Genomic DNA, 22,962 nt, shown 5'->3' with positions numbered 1-22,962 from the left:
AGAGAATGTTAATCAGGGAGAGATTAGAAGAACAAGAAAAAATTTTATTTTCACCTTATGCTACTTTGAGTAGTAAAAGCAAGGGTAGAATTGTATTTGAAGAAGAATGTCCTTTAAGGACATGTTTTCAGAGAGATAGAGATAGGATTATCCATTCTAAGGCTTTTCGAAGGTTAAAACATAAAACTCAAGTGTTTCTTGCTCCAGAGGGAGACCATTATAGAACTCGTTTAACTCATACCCTTGAAGTATCACAAATAGCTCGAACTATTTCAAGGGCTCTTTCTTTAAATGAAGATCTCACCGAGGCTATAGCTTTAGGGCATGATTTGGGCCATACTCCTTTTGGACATATGGGAGAGGATGTTCTTGACGAGATTTTAAAGTCTTATGGTTATTCTGGTTTTTCTCATGCTGAACAAAGTTTAAGAGTTGTTGATAAAATAGAGAAAGGTGGCAAGGGGTTAAATTTAACATATGAGGTAAGGATGGGTATATTACAACATAGCAAAGGGCAAAAAGATCTTAGAATTTGTTTTAGTAACAAGGTTTGCGAGACTTTAGAAGGGGAAGTTGTAAGATTTTCAGATGTTATAGCTTATTTAAATCATGATCTTGATGATGCCTTAAGAGCAGGAGTGATAGATGAGAAGTATATACCTGATAAGATTATAAGGATTCTTGGGAAAACACACAAAGAAAGAATAGATACCATGGTAAAGAATTTAGTCTTTAATAGCCTAAATAAAGATCATCTTGAATTTGAATATGATATTCTTGATGCTATAGAGGAGCTTAGAATTTTTTTATATGAGACTTTGTATATAAATCCGCATGTTAAATCAGAAAATGAAAGGGTTAAACTCTTATTATATGGACTTTTTGATTACTTTATGAAAAATCCTAAAAAACTTCCTCAAAATCTTCCAGAAGATGATTTAGTAATAAAAATTAAAGACTTTTTGGCAGGAATGACAGATAGATATGCAATAGAGTTATATGAAAGTATCTTTATCCCAAAGCCATGGAGGTTCTTCTAAATGGGTTTTTTGATGGAAGATTTTGTAGAGGAAGTTAAACAAAGGATTAATATAGTAGATGTTATTTCAAGATATGTGAGTCTTAAAAAAAGTGGGAAAAATTATGTGGGTCTTTGTCCTTTTCACCAGGAAAAAACGCCATCTTTTTATGTGAGTCCTGATAAAGGACTTTACCATTGTTTTGGGTGCGGGGCTGCGGGAGATGTTTTCTCCTTTCTTGTAAATTACAGAAATATAACCTTCAGAGAAGCATTAGAAGAATTAGCACATGAGTTAGGTTTAGAATTGCCAAAAAAATCAGAGACTATTACAGCAGAAGGTAATGTTTTATTAGAAATTTATAAGTCTGCTGGTGTGTTTTATCATCTTTATCTAACAAGTAAATATGGAGCAGAAGGAAGGTTATATTTAAAAAAAAGGGGGATTTCACTAGAGACTCAAGAAAAATTTCTTTTGGGATTTTCTCCTAAAAATTCCTTGCTTCTTCTTAGATATCTTATTAAAAAAGGTTTTCAAAAAGAGGATATCATTAAATCTAAAATTTTATATAACGTAAAAGATGAATGGAAGGATCCTTTTGCTGGAAGAATAATTTTTCCAATATTTAATCTTAGAGGTCATATAATAGGTTTTGGAGCAAGGACCATAACTAGCGAAGACCCTAAATATATAAACTCTCCAGAGAGTGAGATATTTAGTAAAGGTAAAAATCTATATGCCCTATTTCAAGCAAAGGAAGTTATAAAAAGAGATGGGGAGGCAATTTTAGTTGAAGGATATATGGATGCTATCTCACTTCATCAAGAAGGTATAGGTAATGTGGTGGCTTCTTTAGGTACTTCGTTAACTTCTTCACAAGCGAAGCTTTTAAAAAATTATACTAATAAAGTGATATTAGGATATGATCAAGACCCAGCAGGTTTTCAAGCAGGGAAAAGAGCATTATCTATTCTTGAGTTGGAAGGTTTAGAGGTATATTGGTTATCTCTTCCATCTGACGTAAAAGATCCAGATGAGTTTATACAAAAATATTCAAAAGATGAATTCTTGAATCTTATTAAAGATAGTAAACCTTCTTTAGATTTTCTTGTTGATCATGTATTAAATTTACCCATGACCTTTAAAGAAAAATTAGAAGAAATAATTGAAATATTGACATCTTCCATTCTTCGTAGTAAAAATATACTTGTCCAGCAAGAAAAAATAAAGCAATATTTACCATTAATAAGTAAGAGAATAGGAGTGCCCGAAGAAGGGCTTCAAAAAGAGATACAGAAGAGAATTTTTTCTGGTAGAATAACAGAGGATAAAGCTAAGGTTCAAATAACACGTTATTATGGAGTATCAAAAACGGAAGAAGCTTTGTTAGGATTGATTTTATTGGGTGTTGAACATACACAAATAAAGAATATGAGTCCTGATGATTTTACCTTTGTGTTGTATCAGGATGTTTTAAAAAAGTGGAGGATTTGGGATAAAGAAAAGAGTTTAGAAGAATTTTTAAGTCAATGGGAAGAAGATAAAAGAATCCTTATAGAGAGGGCAATTTTATCAGGTGAAGAGTTTATAAAACAAAAAGATATAATTCCCTACTTGTGGGATCATTTTCAAAAGCTTAGAATAAAAAAGGAGATAAACAGATTGATAGAGGAGTTATCAAAATCATTGACTGATCTTGAAAAAGAAAAAGAAATTATGGAAGAAATATATTTCTTGAGGAGTCTTTTAGAAGTAAAGAAGTGAAATTTTTAAGGAGGAGATGATTTTAAATGACTAAGAAAAAGCCTAAAAAAGTAACTCCTGATGAAGTTTTGACGGAATTTCCTTATCCTGAGGATAATATAGAGGAAGTAGAAAAATACTTGGAAGACCATGAATTGATAGATGCGGAAGATTTATTTGTGGATATAAAAGAGGATAGTATACCTGAAACTATTGAGGAAGATTTAGAGCTTCCAGAAGAGATAGAATTAGATGACCCTGTAAAGATGTATTTAAAAGAAATCGGAAAGATTCCATTACTTACCCCAGAGGAAGAGATAGAACTTGCCAAAAGAGTAGAAGAAGGAGATGAAGAGGCTAAGAAGAAACTTATTGAGGCTAACTTAAGGTTAGTAGTAAGTGTAGCCAAAAGATATATTGGAAGGGGTTTATCTTTTTTAGATCTTATACAAGAAGGGAATCTTGGTCTTATTAAAGCTGTTGAAAAATTTGATTGGAGAAAAGGATATAAGTTTTCTACCTATGCTACTTGGTGGATAAGACAAGCAATTACAAGAGCTATTGCTGATCAAGCAAGGACTATAAGAATACCAGTACATATGGTAGAGACAATGAATAAGATACATAAAGTTACAAGACAGCTTACACAGGAACTTGGAAGAAAGCCAACTGAAGAAGAAATTGCAGAAAGGGTAAGGCTTCCTGTGGAAAAGATAAGAGAGATAAGTATGATAGGACAAGAGCCATTATCCTTGGAGATGCCTGTAGGTGAGGATGAAGATAATAGATTGGCTGATTTCGTGGAAAACAAAGGTATGAGTCCTGCTGATATTGCAATTCAAAAATCTTTGAAAAAAGATATAGAGGAATTATTGAATGAGCTTTCTGAGAGGGAAAGGGAGATTCTTAAATTAAGATTTGGGTTAGAAGATAATCAACCAAGAACTTTAGAGGAAGTGGGTAAACTTTTTAATGTAACAAGGGAAAGAATAAGGCAAATAGAAGCCAAGGCCTTGAGAAGATTGCGCCATCCAAGCAGAAGTAAAAAAATAAAAGATTACTTAGAAGAATAATTTTTAAGGAGGTGTATTTCAATAGAGAAAGATTATAGAATCAATGAGAAGATAAGAGCAAAGGAGGTAAGAGTAGTAGGGGAAGATGGTAAACAACTTGGTATAATGCCTATTGATCAAGCTATTAAATTGGCGAGAGAAAGACATTTAGATCTTGTAGAAGTTGCACCTAATGCAAATCCTCCTGTCTGTAGAATAATGGATTATGGTAAGTTTAAGTATGAATTAACAAGAAAGGAAAAAGAAGCTAAAAAGAGCCAAAAAATAGCTTCAGAAGTAAAGGAGATCAAGATAAGACCAAATATTGAAGAGCATGATTATCAGGTTAAACTAAAGAAAATAAGGGAATTTTTAGAAAAAGGATATAAGGTAAGACTGATAATACTTTTTAAAGGTAGACAGTTGATTTATAATGAATGGGGTGATAAACTTTTAGAAAGAATTTTGCAAGACATAGCAGATTTGGGCACAGCAGAAAAGAAAGGACAACAAGTTGGAATGACTATGGTTACAATGCTTGTGCCTACAAAAAAATCTTCAAATAAAAAAGTAGTATTAGAGGAGGTAAAAAATGAGTAAGCTGAAAACAAGATCTTCAGCTGCTAAGAGGTTTAAGGTAACTGCTACTGGCAAAATCTTGCATAAGAAGGCTGGAAAAAGACATAATTTAAGTAAGAAGAGTTCTTCCAGGAAGAGAAGATTAGATATTCCTGGAGAAATTAAAAGTGTTGATCGTTGGAAGGTAGAAAGAAATCTACCATATAGTCTATAAAATAGGGGAGATGAAGAAATGAGAGTTAAAGGTGGTACAATTACAAGAAGAAGACATAAAAAGGTTTTAAAACTTGCAAAGGGTTTTAGAGGAAGAAGAAGCAGAATATTTAAGATAGCTAACCAATCTGTAATTAAAGCTCTTTATGATGCTTATATAGATAGAAGAAGAAAAAAGAGAGACTTTAGAAGACTTTGGATTATTAGAATCAATGCAGCTGTAAGAAAATTTGGCCTTTCTTATAGTAAATTTATGGGACTTTTGAAAAAAGCAAACATTAAATTAGATAGAAAAGTTTTAGCAGATCTTTGTGTTAATGAACCAAAAGTTTTTGAGGAGATTGTAAATCAGGTAAAATAGTAAAATATGAGATGAAATATATCTCCAGCATCTCTAATCCAGAGGTCAAAGAAATTTTAAAGCTTCATGATAAGGAGAAACGCAGAAAGCTAAATAAATGCATAGTTGAGGGCTGGAGATTGATTTTAGATGCGATAAAAAGTGGAGTTTTAATTGAGAAAGTTTTTGTCTCAAAAAGTTATTGGGAGGAAAAAAGGGAAGAAATAGAAAAATTAGTTTCCTTTAGTATAATTAGGATTGTAGATGATTCATTAATGAAGAAAATATCGCTTCTAGAAACACCCCCAGGAATTATGGGGGTGTTTCCTTTATTTTTTAGTGAAAAATGGGAGATTTTAAAAGATAAAAATAATATAACGGTTCTTTTTGTGGATAATGTGCAAGATCCTGGGAATCTTGGAACTATTATAAGGGTCTCAGAAGGAGCAGGAGTTACAGCTGTGATTCTTAGTAAAAATACAGTAGATCCTTATAATTATAAGGTGATTAGAGCCTCTACAGGTTCCATATTTAGATTACCCATATGGTTTGCAAATAAAGATGAGATTAAGGAAAAATTTAAAGGATGGAAAGTGATAATTGCAGATCCTAAGGCAGAAAAAATTTATTTTAGAGAAAATCTTGTAGGCTCTTTTTTACTGATTGTAGGAAATGAGGCATGGGGTGTTAAAAAAGAGGAATATTTAGATATGAATCCTATTTTACTAAGAATTCCTCTAAAAAAAGAAGTAGATTCTCTTAATGTTTCAATTGCTACTTCTATTTTTCTTTTTGAAGCTCAAAGACAAAGATATGAAGGGGGAATTATAAATGAATGAAGATTATATTAAGAAGTTTGAAGAGGCAAAGGAAAGAATCATTAGAGCAGAAAATTCAAATGAGCTTGAGGAAATAAAGAGAGAAGTATTAGGGAAGCAAGGTTTTCTTACTCAGCTATTAAGATCATTAGGTAAACTCCCTCAGGAAGAAAGAGTAAAGCTTGGCAGACTCGTTAATGAATGGAAAGAGGTTTTAGAAAAATTGTATGAAGAAAAGGAAAAAGAATTAAAATACAAAACATTGCAAAATAAGTTGCATCAAGAGAAGATTGATATTACACTTCCAGGAAGAAAAAAAATAGTAGGAAAAATTCACCCCATAAATCAAGTTATAGAAGAGATTTTATCTGTTTTTAAAGAGATGGGATTTCAAGTGGTTTATGGACCGGAATTAGAGACAGATTATTATAATTTTACTGCATTAAATATACCAGAAGATCATCCAGTAAGAGAATCCCATGACTCTTTTTATATTGATAAAGAACATTTATTGAGAACCCAAACTTCACCTGTACAAGTTAGAGTTATGGAAAAGAAAGAACCTCCATTAAGGATTGTTGCCCCTGGTAAATGTTATAGGAGAGATATGCCAGATGCCACTCATAGTCCCATGTTTCATCAAATAGAGGGTTTGGCTGTTGATACAGACATAACTTTTGCAGAATTAAAAGGTGTTCTTACTATTTTTGCTCATAGGTTATTTGGTAAAGATAGAAAAGTATACTTTATACCAAGTTATTTCCCCTTCACAGAGCCAAGTGCAGAAATGTATGTAGAGTGTGGAGTATGTAAGGGTGAAGGATGTAAGGCTTGTGGATATTCTGGTGTATTAGAAATTCTCGGGTGTGGAATGGTACATCCTCAAGTATTTAGAGTGGTAGATATTGATCCTGAAATATACTCAGGATTTGCTTTTGGTATGGGACCAGATAGAATAGCCATGCAAATATATGGAATAGATGATATAAGGTTGTTTTATGAAAATGATGTAAGATTTTTAAAACAATTTTAAAGGGGGTATAAGATGCTTATCTCATATAGATGGTTAATGGATTATCTAAAAGAGAATGTTCCTGTAAAAGAATTGGTAAATGCATTAAGAAATCTTGGTCTATATGCTACTATTCAAAAAGAGATAGGTAAAAACTGGAATGAGATATTAATTGGAGAGATAAAAGATATAAATAAACATTCTAAATATGATCATCTTTTAGTGTGTAATGTGGATGTACGGGATAAAAATTTAAGTATTGTGACAGGAGCAAAAAATATTAATATTGGTGATAAGGTGCCTGTAGCATTACCCAATACCAAGATATTAGGTGCAACTTTAGAAAAGAGAGATTTTGGAGGCATTATTTCTGAAGGAATGCTCTGCTCAGAATATGAATTAGAATTTTCTGATGATAAAGAAGGAATTATGATTCTACCTCAAGATTTTAAGGTTGGATCAAAATTTAGTGAATATTTTGGGGATGGAGACTATTTGATAGAAATAGAAGTACCATCAAATAGAGGAGATTGTTTAAGTTATATAGGAATTGCAAGAGAAGTATCTGGGTATTTTGGTATTCCTTTAAATTTTGAATATAAGAAACCGAAAGATTCTACTTATTCTATAAAAGAGTTTGCAGAGTGTGAGGTATGGGATTATGAACTTTGCCCTCGTTTTACTTTAAAGTTTATAAAGGGGGTCAAAATAGGTCCTTCTCCTTTATGGTTAAGATGGAAAATAGAAAGAGTTGGACTTAGATCTATAAACAATGTAGTTGATGTTACTAATTATATAATGTTAGAAACAGGCCAACCTTTGCATGCTTATGATTTTGATCTTATTAAAGGAAGAAAATTAATTGTCAGAAGAGCGAAACAGAGAGAAAAGATTATACTAATAAATGGGGAAGAAAAAGAATTGGATGAAAATGTTTTAGTTATAGCTGATGTTGAGAGAGCTGTAGGTATTGGTGGTATTATGGGAGGAAAAGAGACGGAAATAAATGAAAACACTAAGAATGTACTTCTTGAAGCAGCCAATTTTATGCCTGTTAATATTAGAAGAAGTGCAAGAAAATTAGGCTTAAGAACTGATGCTTCTTTGCGTTTTGAAAGAGGTGTAGATATTTATAGGACTGCAGAGATATTAGATTATGCTGCTGAGATGATAAGATTGGTTGCTGGAGGTGAGATATCAAAAGATAAAATAGATCTGAATCAAGGATTGCCCCCTTTACCAAAAATATTTTTAAGACCTCAGAGAGTAAATAAGATTCTTGGTACAGAATTAAAAGAACATGAAATTACAGAAATATTATCAAAAATAGAATTTAAAGTTATATCTCATAATCCAATATTAGAGATAGAAATACCATCTCATAGACAAGATATTAGGGAGGAAATAGATTTAATAGAAGAGGTTGCACGTTTTTATGGATACAATAACATAGCATCTTTACCACTCCAGAAAGGAATGGTTGTAGATCCACCTTTGGTAGAGGAGATTGTTGAAAGAAAAATAAGAGAACTTCTATCTGATATAGGGATTTATGAGACCATCAATTTTAGTTTTATGTCATACGAAGATCTTAAAAACTCAGGTGTATTAGACACTTCTCCATTCAATAATTATATAAATATACAAAATCCATTAAGTTTGGAAAACTCTGTATTAAGAACTTCTCTTCTTCCGTCTCTTCTGAAAGTTGCCCAAATCAATAATAATAGACAAAATAAAGATGTATTTCTATTTGAAATTGGAAAAGTATTTTACAAAAACACTAGCGGTTATATTGAGGAAAAACATTTGGCAATTTTGCTTTCTGGGGAATGGTATACGAATACATGGAATATACCATATGAGCTTAGAAAAGTAGATTTTTATGACTTAAAAGGAATAATAGAACTTCTTTTTGAAAAGATATGGGGTATTAAGCCTGATTTTCTAAATAGTACTTATTCTTTTCTACATCCTTTAAGACAAAGCCAAATATCTTTAAATGGAGAAATAGTGGGATATCTGGGTGAAGTAAATCCATGGATTACTCAAGAAATGGATTTAAGGGAGAGAGTGTATTTTTCTGAGATAAATTTAGATAAACTTAATTTTGTAAAAGAAAAGACAAAATATAAACCTATACCAATATATCCTGGCATTAAGCGAGATCTTGCTCTTCTTATTCCAGAAGATATGCAAGTAGTAAACATAGAAAATGTTATAAGAAAAGTTTCTGGAAATTTATTAAAGAATTTAAGTGTTATTGATGTATATAAAGGGGAGAAGATAGAAGGAGGATACAAAAGTGTTACTTTCTCTATGTTTTTTGTTTCAGAAGATTATACCCTTACTGATAATGAAGTAGATGATGTTATCAAAAATATACTCTTAAATCTTTCAGAAATAGGAGTGTATTTAAGACAGAAATAAATGGAAAAAGCCTTAAAAGTATTAGAATGGGAAAAGATTATAAAAGAGATAGAAAAAGAGGCTGAAACTACAGGTGGAAAAGAGCTAATTTTAAGTTTGAGGCCAATTACACAGATAGATATTATTAAGAGATGGCATTTATTAAATGAAGAGGCTTTGAAAACAGTCTATTCTTTAGGTTATCCTACCTTTTCTGGAGTAAAAGATTTAAGAAATTATATTGAGAGGGCAGAGATAGGTGGAATAATATATCCTGAAGAATTTGAAGAAATTGCAAATACATTAGAGACTTTTAAAAAATTGAAAGATTATCAGAATAAAGCTAAAAATTTAGCACCAAATCTATGGGGAAGAAATATATTTGTATTATCATATCTTTATTCGCAGATAAGAAAAGCTATTCAAAATGCTGAAATACTTGATACAGCGTCTCCTGAGTTAAAGTCCATAAGACAAAAGAAGGAGAGAATTCAACAAAAAATCAAAGAAACTTTAAATAATATTATAAATAAAGATTGGCGTATATATTTACAAGATCAAATTGTTACTATAAGGCATGGAAGATATGTAGTCCCTGTAAAACAAGAATTTAAGACTAAAATTTCTGGAATTGTACATGACCAATCTACTTCTGGACTTACGGTATATGTAGAACCTCTTTCTATTGTTGAGTTAAATAATCAGTTAGCTTTATTAGAGGTTGAAGAAAAAAAAGAGATAGAGAAGATACTAAGAAAGCTTTCTTTACAATTCTTAGAACATAAAGAGGAGGTTTTAGAAACCTTAGATACTGCTTTTTATTTGGATTTTGTATATGCGAAAATTAAATGGGCACAAAGGTATAATGCTGCTATACCCATTATAGATGAAAATCCTGTAATAATTATAAGGGAAGGTAGGCATCCGTTTCTTGGAGAAAAGGCTGTTCCTATAAGTTTAGAAGTAGGAAGACAATTTAATACCTTAGTTATTACAGGTCCTAATACTGGAGGAAAAACTGTAACATTAAAAACTATCGGTCTTTTTGTACTTTTAAATCAAGCAGGAATTCCGGTACCTGCTAAAGAAGGCACTGTTCTTGGAATATTCAATCAATTATTTCCAGATATAGGAGATGAACAAAGTATTGAGCAAAATCTTAGTACCTTCTCTTCCCATATGACTAATATAATTTCATTTATAGATTATTTGGAGAAAACTGGAGATAGAAAGGTTTTAGTAATTCTGGATGAACTTGGAGCAGGTACAGATCCACAAGAGGGTGCTGCTTTAGCCGTAGCTTTGTTGGAGTACTTCCATAGTAAAGGTACAATAAATGTTATAGCAACTCATTTTCCTCAACTTAAGATTTTGGCTTCAAAATATGAAGGTATGGAGAATGCTTCTCTTGAATTTGATGAGAATACTCTTAAACCTTTGTATAAAATAAACATCGGAATACCTGGTAAGAGTAACGCACTTTTAATTGCTAAAAAGCTTGGTTTGCCAAGAAAAGTTTTAGATAGAGCAATGGGTTTTCTAAGTGAAGAAGAAATAGAATTGGAAGAAGTTATAGGAGAATTACAAAGGGGAAGAAGAAAGCTTCAAGAAGAAATAGAAAAGGTAGAAAAGATGAAGAAAGAGTTACAGGAGGAGAAAAGGAAGATAGAAGAAGAGAAGAGAAGTATACAAAAAGAAAAGGAAGAATTAAAGGATAAACAGAAAAAGGAGATAATAAAGGAATTATTGGAAGTAGAGAATAAAGTAAAAAATATAATCAGGGAATTGCAAAAAGGGAATATTAGTATGAAAGAAGCACAGAAACTTCAAGAAGATATAAAATTAATTAAAAAGGATCTTATCTCTCAAGAAGAATTTGTTAATATAGAATATATTCCTCAAGAAGGAGATAGAGTAAGGATTAAAAATACAAAAAAAGAAGGTATTGTACTGGATATAGATAGAGAGGAAAGAATAGTTACAGTACAAGTAGGAATTATAAAGATAAACGTTCCTTGGAATGAATTAGAGCAGGTTATACCAAAGGAGGAACAGATTATTAATAAATATGTATATATACAAAGAGATAATAAAGATAATGTTCCTTCAGAGCTTAATATAAGAATGATGACTGTAGATGAGGCATTAGAGGAATTGAAAAAATATTTAGAAAAGGCCTTTTTAGCAAGATTAAGGAGAGTAAGAATAATTCATGGTAAAGGAACTGGTAAATTAAGAAATACTGTTCACGAATATTTAAAAAGTGTACCTTATGTAAAAGAATTTTATTTAGCATCACCAGCGGAGGGAGGAGAAGGGGCTACAATTGTCATATTGGAAAGCCCCGTTTAGGCTTTGAAAATAATTTCTCAATATTTTCTCAAAAATTTTATACCTGTGTTTATTGTGGGAGTTTTACTTTTTTCTACCATCCTAATTATTTCTCCCCTTTTCAGTATTATGGATTTGGTTATAGCTCGTTCGGTATCTTTAGATTTAGCTTTCCAGATTTTTCTAACAAAGATTCCCCAATACTTAACATATACTTTTCCTATGGCTATATTTCTCGCAGTTATCTTTGTTATTGGCCAATTTAATGAACATGGAGAGATTATGGCAATGAAAGCTTCAGGAGCTTCTATAAGATATTTTTTGCCTGCTATACTTATTTTGTCTTTTTCTGTACAGATTATTATGTTTTATTTTAATGAGATTCTTACTCCTATAGCCTATGAAAGAGAAAAAATACTGTTAAGCAAGGTATATAATACAGTATTAGTTCCTACACGTGAGAATGTATTTTTCAATGAAAATCATAATTTCTACTTTTTCAGAAAAGTGGATTCTAAAAATAAAAAATTCGAGGATATACTATTAATTCAATTTTTAGAGAATGGAAAGATAAAATTAATTATGTCTGCTAAAAGGGCATATTTCAATGAAAACGTGGGTTGGAGATTTCAAGATGGAGAGATATATTCATTTAATGATAACGGGGAGATGATTTTTCAGGGAAAATTCAAGGAGCAAAAGGTTAATCTGACTAGAACTCCAGAACAATTAACACCTTCATCAAAGCCTATTGAGGAAATGAGTATTTTTGAGATTATAAATCAGATAAGGCTTTTTGAAGGAATTGGATTAAATACAAGAAATCTAAAGACAGAGTTTCATATAAGAATTGCTCTCCCTTTTACTTGTCCAATTTTTGCAATTTTAGCTCTTGGATTAGGTCTTCAGATAGGAAAAGGTGGTAGATCTCTTTCTTTTGGTTTAAGCGTTATTTCTATTTTTGTTTATTACATTTTATTTTCTATAGGAAGATCTCTTGCCAAGACAGGGATTATTCCTTACTTTTTAGGAGCATGGTTAGGAAATATAATCTTTTTAATCTTAGGTATATATCTTCTTACAAGGAGGAAATAATCTTTAATAATGATAAGGTTCGTTTTTTAAAATTTTTATCCCTCTGTATATCTGTTCTAATAGGATTAATAATGCAAATTCGTGAGTGAAGGTCATTTTGGAAAGTGATAAGATAAGATTACTGGATTTTTTGATATCTTCTGGTATTCCGTATATTCCTCCGATAATAAAAATTATTTCATTATTTTTAGAGATTTTGTCTAAATCAAAAAGCTTATAAGCAAATTCTTCAGAGGATAATTCTTTGCCTTCTTTATCTAAGGATATAATATATTTTTTATCCTTAATTATTTTCTTTATAATTTCTTCTTCTTTTGATAAAGCCATTTCCTTAGGTAAATCGGAGAAATTTTGTAGATATTCGATGTCTATATTAAAAAAGGGTAGGAGTCTTTTTCTATACTCATGGACTCCTACCCTAATAAATTCATTTCTTATTTTTCCTACTAATAAAATCTTAATTTTCACTATCCAGATATGTCTTCAGGCATTGCTTCTAACTTAATTTTAACAGTATATTCCTTTCCATTTCTTATATATGTTATTTCTACCACATCTCCTACTTTTCTTTTTTGTATTTCTGATCTTAGTTCTTCCATGCTATCTACGCTTTTTCCATCTATTTTAGTGATGATATCTCCACCTACAATTATTTGAGTACCATCTACATAAATGACTCTGTTTCCTCCTTTTAAACCAGCTTTATCAGCAGGACTTCCAGGCACTACTTCTGCTATGACTACTCCTTTATTTACAGGGAACTTAATATAATCCAACATATCAGAAGTAATAGCATATCCTCTTATACCTATCCATGGGTAGGTAATTTTTCCTTCTTTAATTAATTTGTTTGCAATTTGTTTAGCTTTATTAATTGGTATAGCAAACCCAATTCCTTGGGCATCACTTTTTATTGCAGTATTTATACCTATAACTTCTCCCTTTATATTTATAAGTGGTCCACCACTATTTCCAGGGTTAATAGCAGCATCTGTTTGAATAAGATTTTCAAGTCTTACTCCGTTAGGTTCAATAATGGTTCTATTAAGAGCACTAACTATTCCTAAGGTGACCGTCCTATTAAGACCATAAGGGTTTCCTATAGCTATGGCAAACTGACCTGGTTCTAATTTATCAGAATCTCCTAAAGGTAGATAAGGAAGATTTTCAGCATCTATTTTGATTACTGCTAAATCTGATCTTTTATCATATCCTATTACCTTACCTGTGTATTTTTTACCTTCGGATAGAGTAACTTCTATTTTTCTTGCTCCTTCTACTACATGATAGTTTGTAAGAATGTATCCCTTAGGATCTATGACAAAGCCTGAACCTACTCCTGATTGAGGATATACTCCAAAGAAAAAGTCTTCAACTAAAGTAATAGTACTTATGTTTACTACTGCTGGCATTGTCTTTTTAACAATAGCTACTATATCTTTTTCAAAAGATCCTAAGGCACTTGGTACATAAACCTCTTGAGTGGGAAGAATATTATTGGATATTTCTGTGGATGATGTTTTATTTTTATTACTAACTAAATAGTAACCTCCAACAGTTCCAATTAAGCCACCTATTATAGCTCCCAAGATGAAAATGATAAGTATAACCTGCCATATTCCTCTTTCTCTTCTCATAGCAGTCCCTCCTTAATCTCATTAGTTATTTCAGAGCCTCTATTTTTGGATGACGTTATAGCATTCATAATTATTCCAATAATCCCTTCATTATATAGAACTTCAAGTCCCATGATGGTTGTGCCAGCAGGTGATGAGGTCATTCTGATTATATCTTCAAAGGTAAGATTTTTACTCTTAATATACTCCAATACTCCCTCGAAAAGTTGAATAACCATCTCTTTTGATATATTATATGGTATCCCACCTTTTACACCTGATAATGTAAAACCTTGTAGAATTAAAGCAACAAAAGCTGGACCACTTCCCGTAAGAGCGGTTACTGTATCAAAATATTTTTCAGGTAAAATCCATACTTTTCCAATTGTTTCAAAAAGGCTTTTAGTAAACTTAATATCTTCCTCCTTTGCTTCTGAATATGTAATCGTTATTGTTCCTTTATTAACAGTGCATGGAAGATTAGGCATTACTCTAATAATACTTCTTGCTTCTTTTATATATTTAGATATTAAGGAAATAGGAATACCAGCTGCTATTGATATTATTACATGATGGGATTTTATATGTGGGGAAGTTTCCTGAAGTACTTCTTTGAAATTTTGAGGCTTTATAGCTAAAAGAATATATTCACAATTATTCACAGTATATACATTATCAGAAACCACCTTTATTTCGTATTTTTCTGTTAAGTATTTCTTTCTTTCCTCAAGAGGTTCTGAGACTAATATATCTTCTTTTTTTAAAAAGGAAGAGGAAAGTATACCCGAGAGAATAGCTTCTCCCATCATTCCTCCACCAATAATACCAAGTTTCATACTAAATTCTCCCTTCTTTTTTATTCTCTTATCTGACCTTCTCCAAAGATGATATATTTAGTGGTGGTCAGCTCCTTTAATCCCATAGGTCCTCTTGCATGAAGTTTCTGGGTAGATATTCCTATCTCTGCTCCAAGCCCAAATTCTCCACCATCAGTGAATCTTGTAGATGCATTAACATAAACAGCAGCTGCATCAACTCTTTGCAAGAAAGTCATTGCTTTATGATAATCTTTTGTTATAATTGCTTCTGAATGTTTTGTATTGTATTTATTTATGTGTTCTATAGCTTCCTCCAAAGAATTTACTACCTTTATTGCAATAATAAAATCTAAATATTCAATGTACCAATCTTCTTCTGTAGCTAAAATTGCATCTTTTATAATTTGACATGTTTTTTCACAACCTCTAATCTCTACATTATATTTTCTTAAATCTTCAACTATTAGTGGTATAAATTTATCTGCAATATTTTTGTGAATAAGAAGTTTTTCAATAGCGTTGCAAACAGATGGTCTTTGAACTTTTGCATTTATTATTATTTTTCTTGCCATATCAAAATCAGCATCTTCTTCTACATATATATGATTATTTCCTGCGCCAGTTTCTATAACAGGTACCTTAGATATATTAATTACATGTTTAATAAAATTTGCACTTCCTCTCGGTATAACCACATCTACATAATCTCTCATTTGAAGAAGTTTTTCTACAGCTGAATGTTCTGGTGTCTCTATGATTTGGATACTTTCTGGGGGTACTTCTGATTCTAATAATGATTCCTTCATTATATTAGCAAGGACAATATTCGAATATGATGCATCTGAACTTCCTCTTAAAACTATAGAATTTCCTGATTTTATTGCTAAAATTGCTCCATCAACAGTTACATTTGGTCGTGCTTCGTAGATTAAAGCTAAAACACCGATAGGTACTCTCATCTGTCCTACTAGTATCCCATTAGGTCTTTTTTGCATAGAAATGATTTCTCCAACCGGATCTGGCAGTTTAATTACATCTTCAATGCTTCGAACAATATCTTTTAGACGTTTCTCATTTAGAAGTATTCTGTCCATTAATGCTTTACTTAAGCCTTTTTCTTCTCCTCTTTTTAGATCTTTTTTATTTTCCTCCAATATTATTGGAATATTCTTCTCTATACCTTCTGCTATTTTTCTTAATGCTTCATTTTTTGCCTTGGTACTGAGTAATGCTAATTTATAACTTGCAGTTTTAGCTTCTTGTAATTTCTTTTCCATATTCTCCATCTTTTCTCACCCCAGAACTTAAGATTTTTCTGATTATAAAAGGGTTAGTAAATTAAGTCAATTATTATCTATGTTTTCTTCTTCTATAACTCTTTTAGCCTCTTCAAACTCGTTTTCTGGTACTATTATGTAAACAGGTAATCCTCTGCCCATATATACAGGATCTGTGTAGGGAAAAGAGGAAGATAAAATTTGAGGATGTAAACCTGAAGTGGTTAATAAGTTATATACTAATTCACCAATTATATAGTTTGGTGCAGTTATGAGTAATTTATATCCCTTTGGAGGCTTAAAATCTTTAAACAACTTTTTTAGCCACTATAATATATTGTTGTTTTTTACTTAACTTACGATCTAAAAATCTTACCAAAATATAACCAAGAGTCATTAATAAGAAGCCTAAGATTAATCCAAAAAGTTGAGGGTCAAAATGTATTTTGGGATTGAATAAGTATCCCAAAATAACGCCAATAATGAAAAGAGTTAAAGGTAATCCGTATATTAAAAATAAGGCCTTATAATATTTTTTTCTTTCTATCTCAATAACGACTGTGTCACCAACTTTTGCGTTACAATTATCTAAGGCATCGAGATAAAAGTTATATGTACCTTCCGAATGACAAAGAACACATATCTTACACGTAGAGGTAGGGTTTAATTCTATCTTTAAAATATTCCCCTTTTTATCTACAACCTTGCCAAATTCAACCATATAAATAACACCTTCTTATGGAGCCGGAGGCCGGATTCGAACCGGCGACATGCCGATTACGAATCGGCTGCTCTGCCTCTGAGCTACACCGGCCCTCAAGGTTCAATTTACTATAAAAAATGGCGGGGTCGACGGGATTCGAACCCGCGGTCTCCTGCGTGACAGGCAGGTGTGTTAAACCGGGCTACACCACGACCCCACATTATATATTATATCATTTTTTAATGGTGGGCGGAGCAGGACTTGAACCTACGACCTCCTGCTTGTAAGGCAGGCGCTCTAACCACTGAGCTATCCGCCCACTTTGGCGCCCTCAGGGGGATTCGAACCCCCGTCACCGCCTTGAAAGAGCGGTGTCCTAGGCCGGGCTAGACGATGAGGGCCCTTTCATTGGTGAGCCGCACAGGAATCGAACCTGTGACCCCCTGATTAAAAGTCAGGTGCTCTACCGACTGAGCTAGCGGCTCACACAGGTATTTTTATATACTATATTATTGATAGTTTGTCAACATCTCAAATGTACAATTTATCTTCTGATCTTTCCAAGCTGTATTTTATCAAAAATTATGAGATTTTTCAATGATCATTTCTAAGATATAATAATCATAGAAATTATCTATTTAGGAGGTAAAAAGTAATGAAAATAGTCATTATAGGTGGTTCTGGACATATAAATTACGTGATGGAAGGATTAAAGGAAATTACAGATTATAAAATTGTTGGTGTTGCTCCTGGATCATATGGTGAGGATATAAGCAAAGTTTTAGAAATGATAAAAGCTCTTCCTTATAAGGTAAATGTGTATGATAATTATGAGAAGATGATAGAAGAAACTAAGCCTGATATAGCAGTAGTTGCTTGTCATTTTGGAGACATTGCAAGGTTAAATATGAAAGTATTGAAGTATGGTTGTCATGTTTTTAGTGAGAAACCATTAGCTACTACCATGGAAGATCTAGAAAATCTGAAGAAAGTTTATTATGAATCCAATAAACATCTATGTGCTATGTTTGGAATAAGATACAAATCATGGTTTCTAACAGCTTGGCATAAAATTCAAGAAGGTGTAATAGGTAATATTAGATTAATAAACACTCAAAAATCTTACAAATTAGGGAATAGACCAGAGTTTTATAAACACAGAGAATCTTATGGGGGGACAATTCCATGGGTAGGAATTCATGCTATTGATTGGATTTATTGGTTTACCAATAAGAAATTTAAAAAAGTATATGCTACTCACTCAAGAAAATATAACAAAGATAATGGGGATTTAGAGGTCACAGCTCTTTGTTTTTTTACTTTGGAAAACGAAATATTTGCTTCTTTAAGCATTGATTATTTAAGACCATCTAATGCTCCAACTCATGATGATGATAGAGTAAGAATTGTGGGTACGGATGGTATAATAGAAATCATTTTTAACAAAGTATTTTTAATAAACAAGAAGTATAAAGGTGAAGAGTTACTACTTATGCCAGGAAAAAGGATCTTTGTGGATTTTATCAATGAAATAATGGGGAAGGGTAAATGTATGGTTAGGCCAGAAGATTCCTTCTATGTTACTGAGGTAGCTATTAAGGCAAGAGAATCGGCAGATAGCGATAAAATTATATTACTTTAAATTTTTAATATCCTTTATTGCTTGCTTTGCCATATTAGCTCTTGGGGGACAACCTTGTACATATAGTCCTCTATCTCTATATGGAAAAGTGCAATTCCCAAAAAGAATGATTTTATCTGTCAGTTTAAATTTGTCCAAATCTTCAACAGGGCCTAATACTATAGTTACATCTGAAATGTCAACATCTGGATAGTTTTCAATGATGTCTGAGAGCCCACTGCTTACTGCCCTTTTACATCCATGGCATGCCTTAAATGGATCTATTATATTTATTCTGTCTCTAAAATTTTCATAGTCTATAATTGGCCAAGCTATATTTTTTCTCCATTCTAAAGATTCAATAGATTCACCAACAAGTTCTATATTCTCCATATCTATAGGTCCAAGTCCTAAGTCATTTGCTAAAGTTAGGTGTCTTATATTGTGAGGATCAGCATTTAATATTAATGCTGATACAGAATCTACAGCAACTACATTATCTCCAGCAATTAATGTATTACTCTCTATTCCATATCCTGTAACTGGGAAATTTCCAACTATAGTATGTATTGCAGTAGAAATTACAAGATTACTTCTTCTAAAATAGTTAAGATCTACAATTGCATCCTCTAATCCAGAAAGGTGTATCAAAAGAGTTGTTTCCTTAGGCATAATTCCCATTATGTTTTTCATACCATTTGATATAATAGTTAAGGCATGAAATCTCAGACCAGGTACATTTATAAATACATCACATTCTTCTACAGTTTTAGGTATGGGAACAGCTGTTTTTATAACTCTGGCATTAGGTAATACCCTTAAATTAAAATGAATGTCATCAAAGCATACTACTTTTGCTATATCTATTTTCTCTTGAGGATACCATTTATTAGCAGTAGGTGTTCTTTCTCCTATATATACCTCTTTTGCTCCTTGTTCTTTACATAACCTTGCTATGGAAAGAACCACATCAGGGTCTGAAATAAAACCTTTCTCTTCCTTACTTATAAAGGCATTTGGTTTTATTAGAACAACATCACCTGACTTTACAAATTTATCAATTCCGCCGATAAGATCTATCGCATCTCCAACAGCATTATATATATTTTTATTAGTTGTTCTCACTATACTAACCTTACTTTTTTGGTTCATATTATTTACCTCCATTTTCATAATTTGCAAAATATATGTATAAAAGTAAAAGCTTATTAAAGTATAGAATTATATAACTAAAGTTGTCAAATTTTATTTTCTAATCTTGAAATCTTGACAAATACTTGTATAAAGTGATAAATTGTAGTGTTAATTCATTTAAAATATCAACTTTTGTAAGGAGGTTATAGGGAATGTTTGCTATAGTGGAAACAGGAGGAAAACAATATAAAGTAAGTGTAGGAAGCTTAGTTAATGTGGAAAAAATAAAAGCAAATGTGGGTGAAGAGGTAGTATTGGATAAAGTTCTATTGGTAAGTAAAGAGGATAACGTTTTGGTAGGAAAGCCATACGTAAATGGTGCTAAGATTAAGGCAAAGGTAGTTAGGCAGGATAAATATCCAAAAGTAATTGTATTTAAGTTCAAAAGAAAGAAACATTATAGAAGAAAGTATGGTCATAGACAGCCGTTTACACAACTCTTAATACAAGAAATAGTAACACCTTAAAAATAGGAGGTGAAAATAAATGGCTCACAAAAAATCAGGTGGAGCAAGTAGAAATGGTAGGGATAGTAATCCTAAATATTTGGGAGTAAAGAGATTTGAGGGGCAGTTGGTGGATGCTGGAAATATATTAGTTAGACAGAGAGGTACAAAGATTTATCCAGGTATAAATGTGGGTTTGGGTAAAGATTTCACTCTTTATGCATTAAAACCAGGTATTGTTAAGTTTTCTGTAAAACATGGCAGAAAATATATAAATGTTCTCCCTGTTTCTCAAAATTAATCCAAGGTATGTTTATAGACTGGGCAAAAATATATATTAAAGCAGGTGATGGGGGTAACGGATGTATTGCTTTTCGTAGAGAAAAGTATGTGCCCAAAGGAGGACCTGCTGGTGGTGATGGTGGTAAGGGTGGAGATGTAATTATAGAAGCTGATGAGAATTTGGATACTCTGCTCGATTTCCATTATAAACGTCATTATTATGCTGAGAGAGGAGAGCACGGAAAAGGTAAAAAACAAAAAGGAAAAGATGGAAGGGATTTAATTATTAAAGTTCCAGTAGGAACTTTAATTTTTGATGCTGAAACAGGAGAATTTCTAGGGGATTTGACATCCCATGGGCAAAGAATAGTAGTAGCAAAAGGTGGTAAGGGTGGTAGAGGTAATGCTAATTTTGCAACCTCTACAAGACAGACCCCTTATTTTGCAGAAAAGGGAGAAAAAGGAGAGGAAAGGTGGCTATATTTAGAATTAAAACTTTTAGCTGACGTAGGACTTGTGGGCTTGCCAAATGTGGGTAAATCAACTCTTCTTTCAAAAATAACTAATGCAACTCCAGAAATTGCTCCCTATCCTTTCACAACAAAATTCCCTAATCTTGGTGTTGTGGATAGAGGAGATTTTACATTTACTGTAGCAGATATTCCAGGAATCATAGAAGGAGCTCATGAAAACAAGGGAATGGGAGATGAATTTTTAAGACATATTGAGAGAACATCAGTTCTGGTTTTTGTTCTTGATGGAAGTGATTTGGAGAATCCTCTACAAAAAGCATATGAAATATTACAAAAAGAGTTAAGTCTTTATAGCCCAAAACTTCTTGAAAAACCGAGGATTATTGTAATCAATAAAATTGATTTACCAGAGACTCAAGAAAGAATGAAAGAAATTAAAGAATGGTTTAAAAGCTTAAGTATACCTTATATCTTTATCTCAGCCAAAGAGGGAATAAATGTAGATAAGTTTTTAGAAATATTAGAAAAATATGTGAAAGAAAAGAAGAAAAATATTCCTGCTATTGACTTAGATAAAGAGATTTCTAATAAAGAATTAATTAAAGAGTTAGAGGTACCATTACTTGAGAAAAATGAAGAAAATATATGGGTACTTAAAGATGATAAGACTGAAAAAGTAGCTAATAAATTAGATCTTTATAATCCGCAAGCCTTTGCCTATTTTTCTAATTATATTAAAAGACGAGGAATTATAAAACTTTTGAATAAATATAGAGTGTCTGATGGAGATATAGTTAAAATAGGAGATTACATGTTTATATTTGATAAAAAAAATAATTCTTTAATATTGAAGGGATAACTATGAAGAGAATTGGCGTTTTAGGAGGTACTTTTGATCCTATTCATTATGGACATCTCTGGTTTGCAGAATATGCAAGAGAAAAATTTCATTTAGATAAGGTATTTTTTATACCTAATAAGATACCACCCCATAGAGAAATTCCAGAAGCTACCTCAAAACAAAGATATGAGATGGTTATGTTAGCTATTCTTAATAATCCTTATTTTGAGGTATTACCTATAGAGCTTGAAAGAGAAGGTGTTTCTTACACTATTGACACTTTAAAAGATCTATCTACTCTTTTTTATAATACGGAGATGTATCTTTTACTGGGACAAGATGCATTTAAATATTTTCTAACTTGGAAGGATCCTTATGATATTTTGGGACTTTCAAAAATAGTTATTGGAAGTAGAGGAGAAAATTATTTTTCCGAAGAGATTAAGGAACTTTTTGAAAAATTTGAAGATAGAATCTTTTCTCTGGAATTTCCATATTTCCCAATTTCGGCAAGAGAGATTAGGGATAGAATAAAAAAAGGGTTGTCTATTAAATACTTGGTACCAGAGCTTGTAGAAAATTATATAATAAAAAATAGAATATATTGTAAGGAGGAAAAAGAAAATGGTGAATGATATTTTAGGTACTGATGTAGTGGTTCAGATAGGTATAATTGTGAGAGATATTGAAAAGGCAGTAGAGGAATATTCTAAAATTTTTGGGGTTGAAAAACCTGAAATTATTATCACTGATGTCTATGAAAAAGCTAAGACACAATATAAAGGAAATCCTACACCAGCAAGGGCTAAGCTTGCTTTCTTTAAAAATTTTAAGAATGTAGAGATAGAACTTATTGAACCGGATGAAAATCCTTCTACTTGGAGAGAGTTTTTAGATACTCATGGGGAAGGGGTACATCATTTAGGATTTTTAGTAAAGGGTACGAAAAAGATAATAGAGGATTTTAAGAAAAATGGGATAGAAGTTGCTCAGCAAGGCTACTATACAGGTGGTATGTATACTTATCTTGATTCATTTGAAAGAATAAAATTTATAATAGAACTTTTGGAGAATTTTTAG

Annotated in this window: 24 protein-coding genes and 5 tRNA genes; 17 read left to right on the top strand and 12 right to left on the bottom strand. The window is 31.8% G+C overall.

All coding sequences use genetic code 11. The features are described from left to right. The first annotated feature begins 5 nt into the window (after positions 1–5). Genes ACY3JJ_RS06915 through ACY3JJ_RS06865 form a run of 11 tightly spaced genes read left to right on the top strand, consistent with a single transcriptional unit; the run spans position 6 to position 12,611 of the window. Positions 6–1,040, top strand: a complete 1,035-nt coding sequence (locus tag ACY3JJ_RS06915) for a deoxyguanosinetriphosphate triphosphohydrolase (RefSeq protein WP_463091360.1) — start codon at positions 6–8, stop codon at positions 1,038–1,040. Continuing rightward, a complete protein-coding gene (gene dnaG, locus ACY3JJ_RS06910; protein WP_463091359.1) occupies positions 1,041–2,783 on the top strand; it encodes a DNA primase in 1,743 nt (580 codons plus the stop codon). 26 nt (positions 2,784–2,809) lie between these two features. Then, positions 2,810–3,835, top strand: a complete 1,026-nt coding sequence (gene rpoD, locus ACY3JJ_RS06905) for an RNA polymerase sigma factor RpoD (protein ID WP_463081919.1) — start codon at positions 2,810–2,812, stop codon at positions 3,833–3,835. Positions 3,836–3,850: 15 nt separating this feature from the next. Further along, positions 3,851–4,414 (top strand): translation initiation factor IF-3, encoded by a 564-nt coding sequence (infC, locus tag ACY3JJ_RS06900; protein WP_463092597.1) that lies wholly within the window; start codon positions 3,851–3,853, stop codon positions 4,412–4,414. Continuing rightward, a complete protein-coding gene (rpmI, locus tag ACY3JJ_RS06895; protein WP_463081920.1) occupies positions 4,407–4,607 on the top strand; it encodes a 50S ribosomal protein L35 in 201 nt (66 codons plus the stop codon). The genes infC and rpmI overlap by 8 nt, the downstream gene beginning before the upstream one ends. An 18-nt stretch (positions 4,608–4,625) precedes the next feature. Further along, positions 4,626–4,967 (top strand): 50S ribosomal protein L20, encoded by a 342-nt coding sequence (rplT, locus tag ACY3JJ_RS06890; RefSeq protein ID WP_463081921.1) that lies wholly within the window; start codon positions 4,626–4,628, stop codon positions 4,965–4,967. A gap of 11 nt (positions 4,968–4,978) precedes the next feature. After that, positions 4,979–5,785, top strand: a complete 807-nt coding sequence (locus ACY3JJ_RS06885) for a TrmH family RNA methyltransferase (protein ID WP_463091358.1) — start codon at positions 4,979–4,981, stop codon at positions 5,783–5,785. Then, on the top strand, positions 5,778–6,797 hold the full coding sequence (gene pheS / locus ACY3JJ_RS06880; RefSeq protein ID WP_463091357.1) for a phenylalanine--tRNA ligase subunit alpha: 1,020 nt from the start codon (positions 5,778–5,780) through the stop codon (positions 6,795–6,797). Before ACY3JJ_RS06885 ends, pheS begins: the two co-directional genes overlap by 8 nt. A 12-nt stretch (positions 6,798–6,809) precedes the next feature. After that, positions 6,810–9,206: a phenylalanine--tRNA ligase subunit beta gene (pheT, locus tag ACY3JJ_RS06875; protein WP_463091356.1), complete on the top strand. Its 2,397-nt coding sequence runs from the start codon at positions 6,810–6,812 to the stop codon at positions 9,204–9,206. Further along, a complete protein-coding gene (locus ACY3JJ_RS06870) occupies positions 9,207–11,537 on the top strand; it encodes an endonuclease MutS2 (RefSeq protein WP_463091355.1) in 2,331 nt (776 codons plus the stop codon). 3 nt (positions 11,538–11,540) lie between these two features. Beyond that, positions 11,541–12,611: an LptF/LptG family permease gene (locus tag ACY3JJ_RS06865; RefSeq protein WP_463091354.1), complete on the top strand. Its 1,071-nt coding sequence runs from the start codon at positions 11,541–11,543 to the stop codon at positions 12,609–12,611. Between the two features lie 3 nt (positions 12,612–12,614). Here the strand turns inward: ACY3JJ_RS06865 and ACY3JJ_RS06860 are convergent, their stop codons facing one another. The 11 genes from ACY3JJ_RS06860 to ACY3JJ_RS06810 all read right to left on the bottom strand — a co-directional run bounded on the left by ACY3JJ_RS06860 (position 12,615) and on the right by ACY3JJ_RS06810 (position 17,510). Next, a complete protein-coding gene (locus ACY3JJ_RS06860; protein ID WP_463091353.1) occupies positions 12,615–13,079 on the bottom strand; it encodes a 23S rRNA (pseudouridine(1915)-N(3))-methyltransferase RlmH in 465 nt (154 codons plus the stop codon). Beyond that, a complete protein-coding gene (locus ACY3JJ_RS06855; protein ID WP_463091352.1) occupies positions 13,079–14,248 on the bottom strand; it encodes a S1C family serine protease in 1,170 nt (389 codons plus the stop codon). Before ACY3JJ_RS06855 ends, ACY3JJ_RS06860 begins: the two co-directional genes overlap by 1 nt. Continuing rightward, the gene (gene proC, locus ACY3JJ_RS06850) at positions 14,245–15,063 is read right to left on the bottom strand and encodes a pyrroline-5-carboxylate reductase (protein ID WP_463091351.1); all 819 of its coding nucleotides are present in this window, start codon (positions 15,061–15,063) and stop codon (positions 14,245–14,247) included. Before proC ends, ACY3JJ_RS06855 begins: the two co-directional genes overlap by 4 nt. Positions 15,064–15,083: 20 nt before the next feature. Further along, positions 15,084–16,331: a glutamate-5-semialdehyde dehydrogenase gene (locus ACY3JJ_RS06845; protein ID WP_463091350.1), complete on the bottom strand. Its 1,248-nt coding sequence runs from the start codon at positions 16,329–16,331 to the stop codon at positions 15,084–15,086. A 57-nt stretch (positions 16,332–16,388) separates the two neighbouring features. Next, entirely contained in the window at positions 16,389–16,637 is a 249-nt protein-coding gene (locus ACY3JJ_RS06840) for a putative signal transducing protein (RefSeq protein ID WP_463081931.1), read from the bottom strand. Then, positions 16,630–17,043 (bottom strand): SoxR reducing system RseC family protein, encoded by a 414-nt coding sequence (locus ACY3JJ_RS06835; RefSeq protein WP_463091349.1) that lies wholly within the window; start codon positions 17,041–17,043, stop codon positions 16,630–16,632. Before ACY3JJ_RS06835 ends, ACY3JJ_RS06840 begins: the two co-directional genes overlap by 8 nt. Positions 17,044–17,061: 18 nt before the next feature. Then, positions 17,062–17,136: transfer RNA gene (locus ACY3JJ_RS06830), tRNA-Thr, on the bottom strand. A 27-nt stretch (positions 17,137–17,163) separates the two neighbouring features. Further along, positions 17,164–17,242 (bottom strand) — tRNA-Asp (locus ACY3JJ_RS06825). Positions 17,243–17,268: 26 nt separating this feature from the next. Then, positions 17,269–17,344 (bottom strand) — tRNA-Val (locus tag ACY3JJ_RS06820). A 4-nt stretch (positions 17,345–17,348) separates the two neighbouring features. Then, positions 17,349–17,426 (bottom strand) — tRNA-Glu (locus ACY3JJ_RS06815). An 8-nt stretch (positions 17,427–17,434) separates the two neighbouring features. After that, positions 17,435–17,510: transfer RNA gene (locus tag ACY3JJ_RS06810), tRNA-Lys, on the bottom strand. 170 nt (positions 17,511–17,680) lie between these two features. Between ACY3JJ_RS06810 and ACY3JJ_RS06805 the strand changes: the two genes are divergently transcribed. Continuing rightward, entirely contained in the window at positions 17,681–18,667 is a 987-nt protein-coding gene (locus ACY3JJ_RS06805) for a Gfo/Idh/MocA family protein (RefSeq protein ID WP_463091348.1), read from the top strand. Here ACY3JJ_RS06805 and ACY3JJ_RS06800 read toward each other — a convergent pair. Continuing rightward, positions 18,659–19,798, bottom strand: coding sequence for a DUF362 domain-containing protein (locus ACY3JJ_RS06800; protein WP_463091347.1), 1,140 nt, complete (start codon positions 19,796–19,798; stop codon positions 18,659–18,661). The genes ACY3JJ_RS06805 and ACY3JJ_RS06800 overlap by 9 nt on opposite strands. A gap of 194 nt (positions 19,799–19,992) precedes the next feature. On the opposite strand from ACY3JJ_RS06800, the gene rplU reads away from it, so the two are divergent. The 5 genes from rplU to ACY3JJ_RS06775 are packed head-to-tail and all read left to right on the top strand — an operon-like array spanning position 19,993 to position 22,962. Then, a complete protein-coding gene (rplU, locus tag ACY3JJ_RS06795; protein WP_463091346.1) occupies positions 19,993–20,307 on the top strand; it encodes a 50S ribosomal protein L21 in 315 nt (104 codons plus the stop codon). Positions 20,308–20,326: 19 nt separating this feature from the next. Then, complete coding sequence (gene rpmA, locus ACY3JJ_RS06790) at positions 20,327–20,587, top strand: 50S ribosomal protein L27 (protein WP_148807410.1); 261 nt, start codon at positions 20,327–20,329, stop codon at positions 20,585–20,587. A gap of 8 nt (positions 20,588–20,595) precedes the next feature. After that, positions 20,596–21,900 carry a GTPase ObgE gene (obgE, locus tag ACY3JJ_RS06785; RefSeq protein WP_463091345.1) on the top strand — a complete coding sequence of 435 codons (1,305 nt, stop codon included), beginning with the start codon at positions 20,596–20,598 and terminating at the stop codon, positions 21,898–21,900. A gap of 2 nt (positions 21,901–21,902) precedes the next feature. Continuing rightward, on the top strand, positions 21,903–22,517 hold the full coding sequence (gene nadD / locus ACY3JJ_RS06780; RefSeq protein WP_463091344.1) for a nicotinate-nucleotide adenylyltransferase: 615 nt from the start codon (positions 21,903–21,905) through the stop codon (positions 22,515–22,517). Further along, positions 22,507–22,962 carry a VOC family protein gene (locus tag ACY3JJ_RS06775; RefSeq protein WP_463081938.1) on the top strand — a complete coding sequence of 152 codons (456 nt, stop codon included), beginning with the start codon at positions 22,507–22,509 and terminating at the stop codon, positions 22,960–22,962. Before nadD ends, ACY3JJ_RS06775 begins: the two co-directional genes overlap by 11 nt.

The sequence above is a fragment of the Dictyoglomus sp. DH genome (assembly GCF_055181375.1).
This window is presented reverse-complemented; position numbering and strand designations above follow the sequence as displayed.

What these genes read in the sequence shown, in the direction of transcription:
- ACY3JJ_RS06915 (WP_463091360.1), top strand. Translation starts at nt 6, where the DNA reads ATGTTAATCAGGGAGAGATTAGAAGAACAAGAAAAAATTTTATTTTCA.
- dnaG (WP_463091359.1), top strand. Translation starts at nt 1,041, where the DNA reads ATGGGTTTTTTGATGGAAGATTTTGTAGAGGAAGTTAAACAAAGGATT.
- rpoD (WP_463081919.1), top strand. Translation starts at nt 2,810, where the DNA reads ATGACTAAGAAAAAGCCTAAAAAAGTAACTCCTGATGAAGTTTTGACG.
- rpmI (WP_463081920.1), top strand. Translation starts at nt 4,407, where the DNA reads ATGAGTAAGCTGAAAACAAGATCTTCAGCTGCTAAGAGGTTTAAGGTA.
- rplT (WP_463081921.1), top strand. Translation starts at nt 4,626, where the DNA reads ATGAGAGTTAAAGGTGGTACAATTACAAGAAGAAGACATAAAAAGGTT.
- ACY3JJ_RS06885 (WP_463091358.1), top strand. Translation starts at nt 4,979, where the DNA reads ATGAAATATATCTCCAGCATCTCTAATCCAGAGGTCAAAGAAATTTTA.
- pheS (WP_463091357.1), top strand. Translation starts at nt 5,778, where the DNA reads ATGAATGAAGATTATATTAAGAAGTTTGAAGAGGCAAAGGAAAGAATC.
- pheT (WP_463091356.1), top strand. Translation starts at nt 6,810, where the DNA reads ATGCTTATCTCATATAGATGGTTAATGGATTATCTAAAAGAGAATGTT.
- ACY3JJ_RS06870 (WP_463091355.1), top strand. Translation starts at nt 9,207, where the DNA reads ATGGAAAAAGCCTTAAAAGTATTAGAATGGGAAAAGATTATAAAAGAG.
- ACY3JJ_RS06855 (WP_463091352.1), bottom strand. Translation starts at nt 14,248, where the DNA reads ATGAGAAGAGAAAGAGGAATATGGCAGGTTATACTTATCATTTTCATC.
- proC (WP_463091351.1), bottom strand. Translation starts at nt 15,063, where the DNA reads ATGAAACTTGGTATTATTGGTGGAGGAATGATGGGAGAAGCTATTCTC.
- ACY3JJ_RS06845 (WP_463091350.1), bottom strand. Translation starts at nt 16,331, where the DNA reads ATGGAGAATATGGAAAAGAAATTACAAGAAGCTAAAACTGCAAGTTAT.
- ACY3JJ_RS06835 (WP_463091349.1), bottom strand. Translation starts at nt 17,043, where the DNA reads ATGGTTGAATTTGGCAAGGTTGTAGATAAAAAGGGGAATATTTTAAAG.
- ACY3JJ_RS06805 (WP_463091348.1), top strand. Translation starts at nt 17,681, where the DNA reads ATGAAAATAGTCATTATAGGTGGTTCTGGACATATAAATTACGTGATG.
- ACY3JJ_RS06800 (WP_463091347.1), bottom strand. Translation starts at nt 19,798, where the DNA reads ATGAACCAAAAAAGTAAGGTTAGTATAGTGAGAACAACTAATAAAAAT.
- rplU (WP_463091346.1), top strand. Translation starts at nt 19,993, where the DNA reads ATGTTTGCTATAGTGGAAACAGGAGGAAAACAATATAAAGTAAGTGTA.
- rpmA (WP_148807410.1), top strand. Translation starts at nt 20,327, where the DNA reads ATGGCTCACAAAAAATCAGGTGGAGCAAGTAGAAATGGTAGGGATAGT.
- obgE (WP_463091345.1), top strand. Translation starts at nt 20,596, where the DNA reads ATGTTTATAGACTGGGCAAAAATATATATTAAAGCAGGTGATGGGGGT.
- nadD (WP_463091344.1), top strand. Translation starts at nt 21,903, where the DNA reads ATGAAGAGAATTGGCGTTTTAGGAGGTACTTTTGATCCTATTCATTAT.
- ACY3JJ_RS06775 (WP_463081938.1), top strand. Translation starts at nt 22,507, where the DNA reads ATGGTGAATGATATTTTAGGTACTGATGTAGTGGTTCAGATAGGTATA.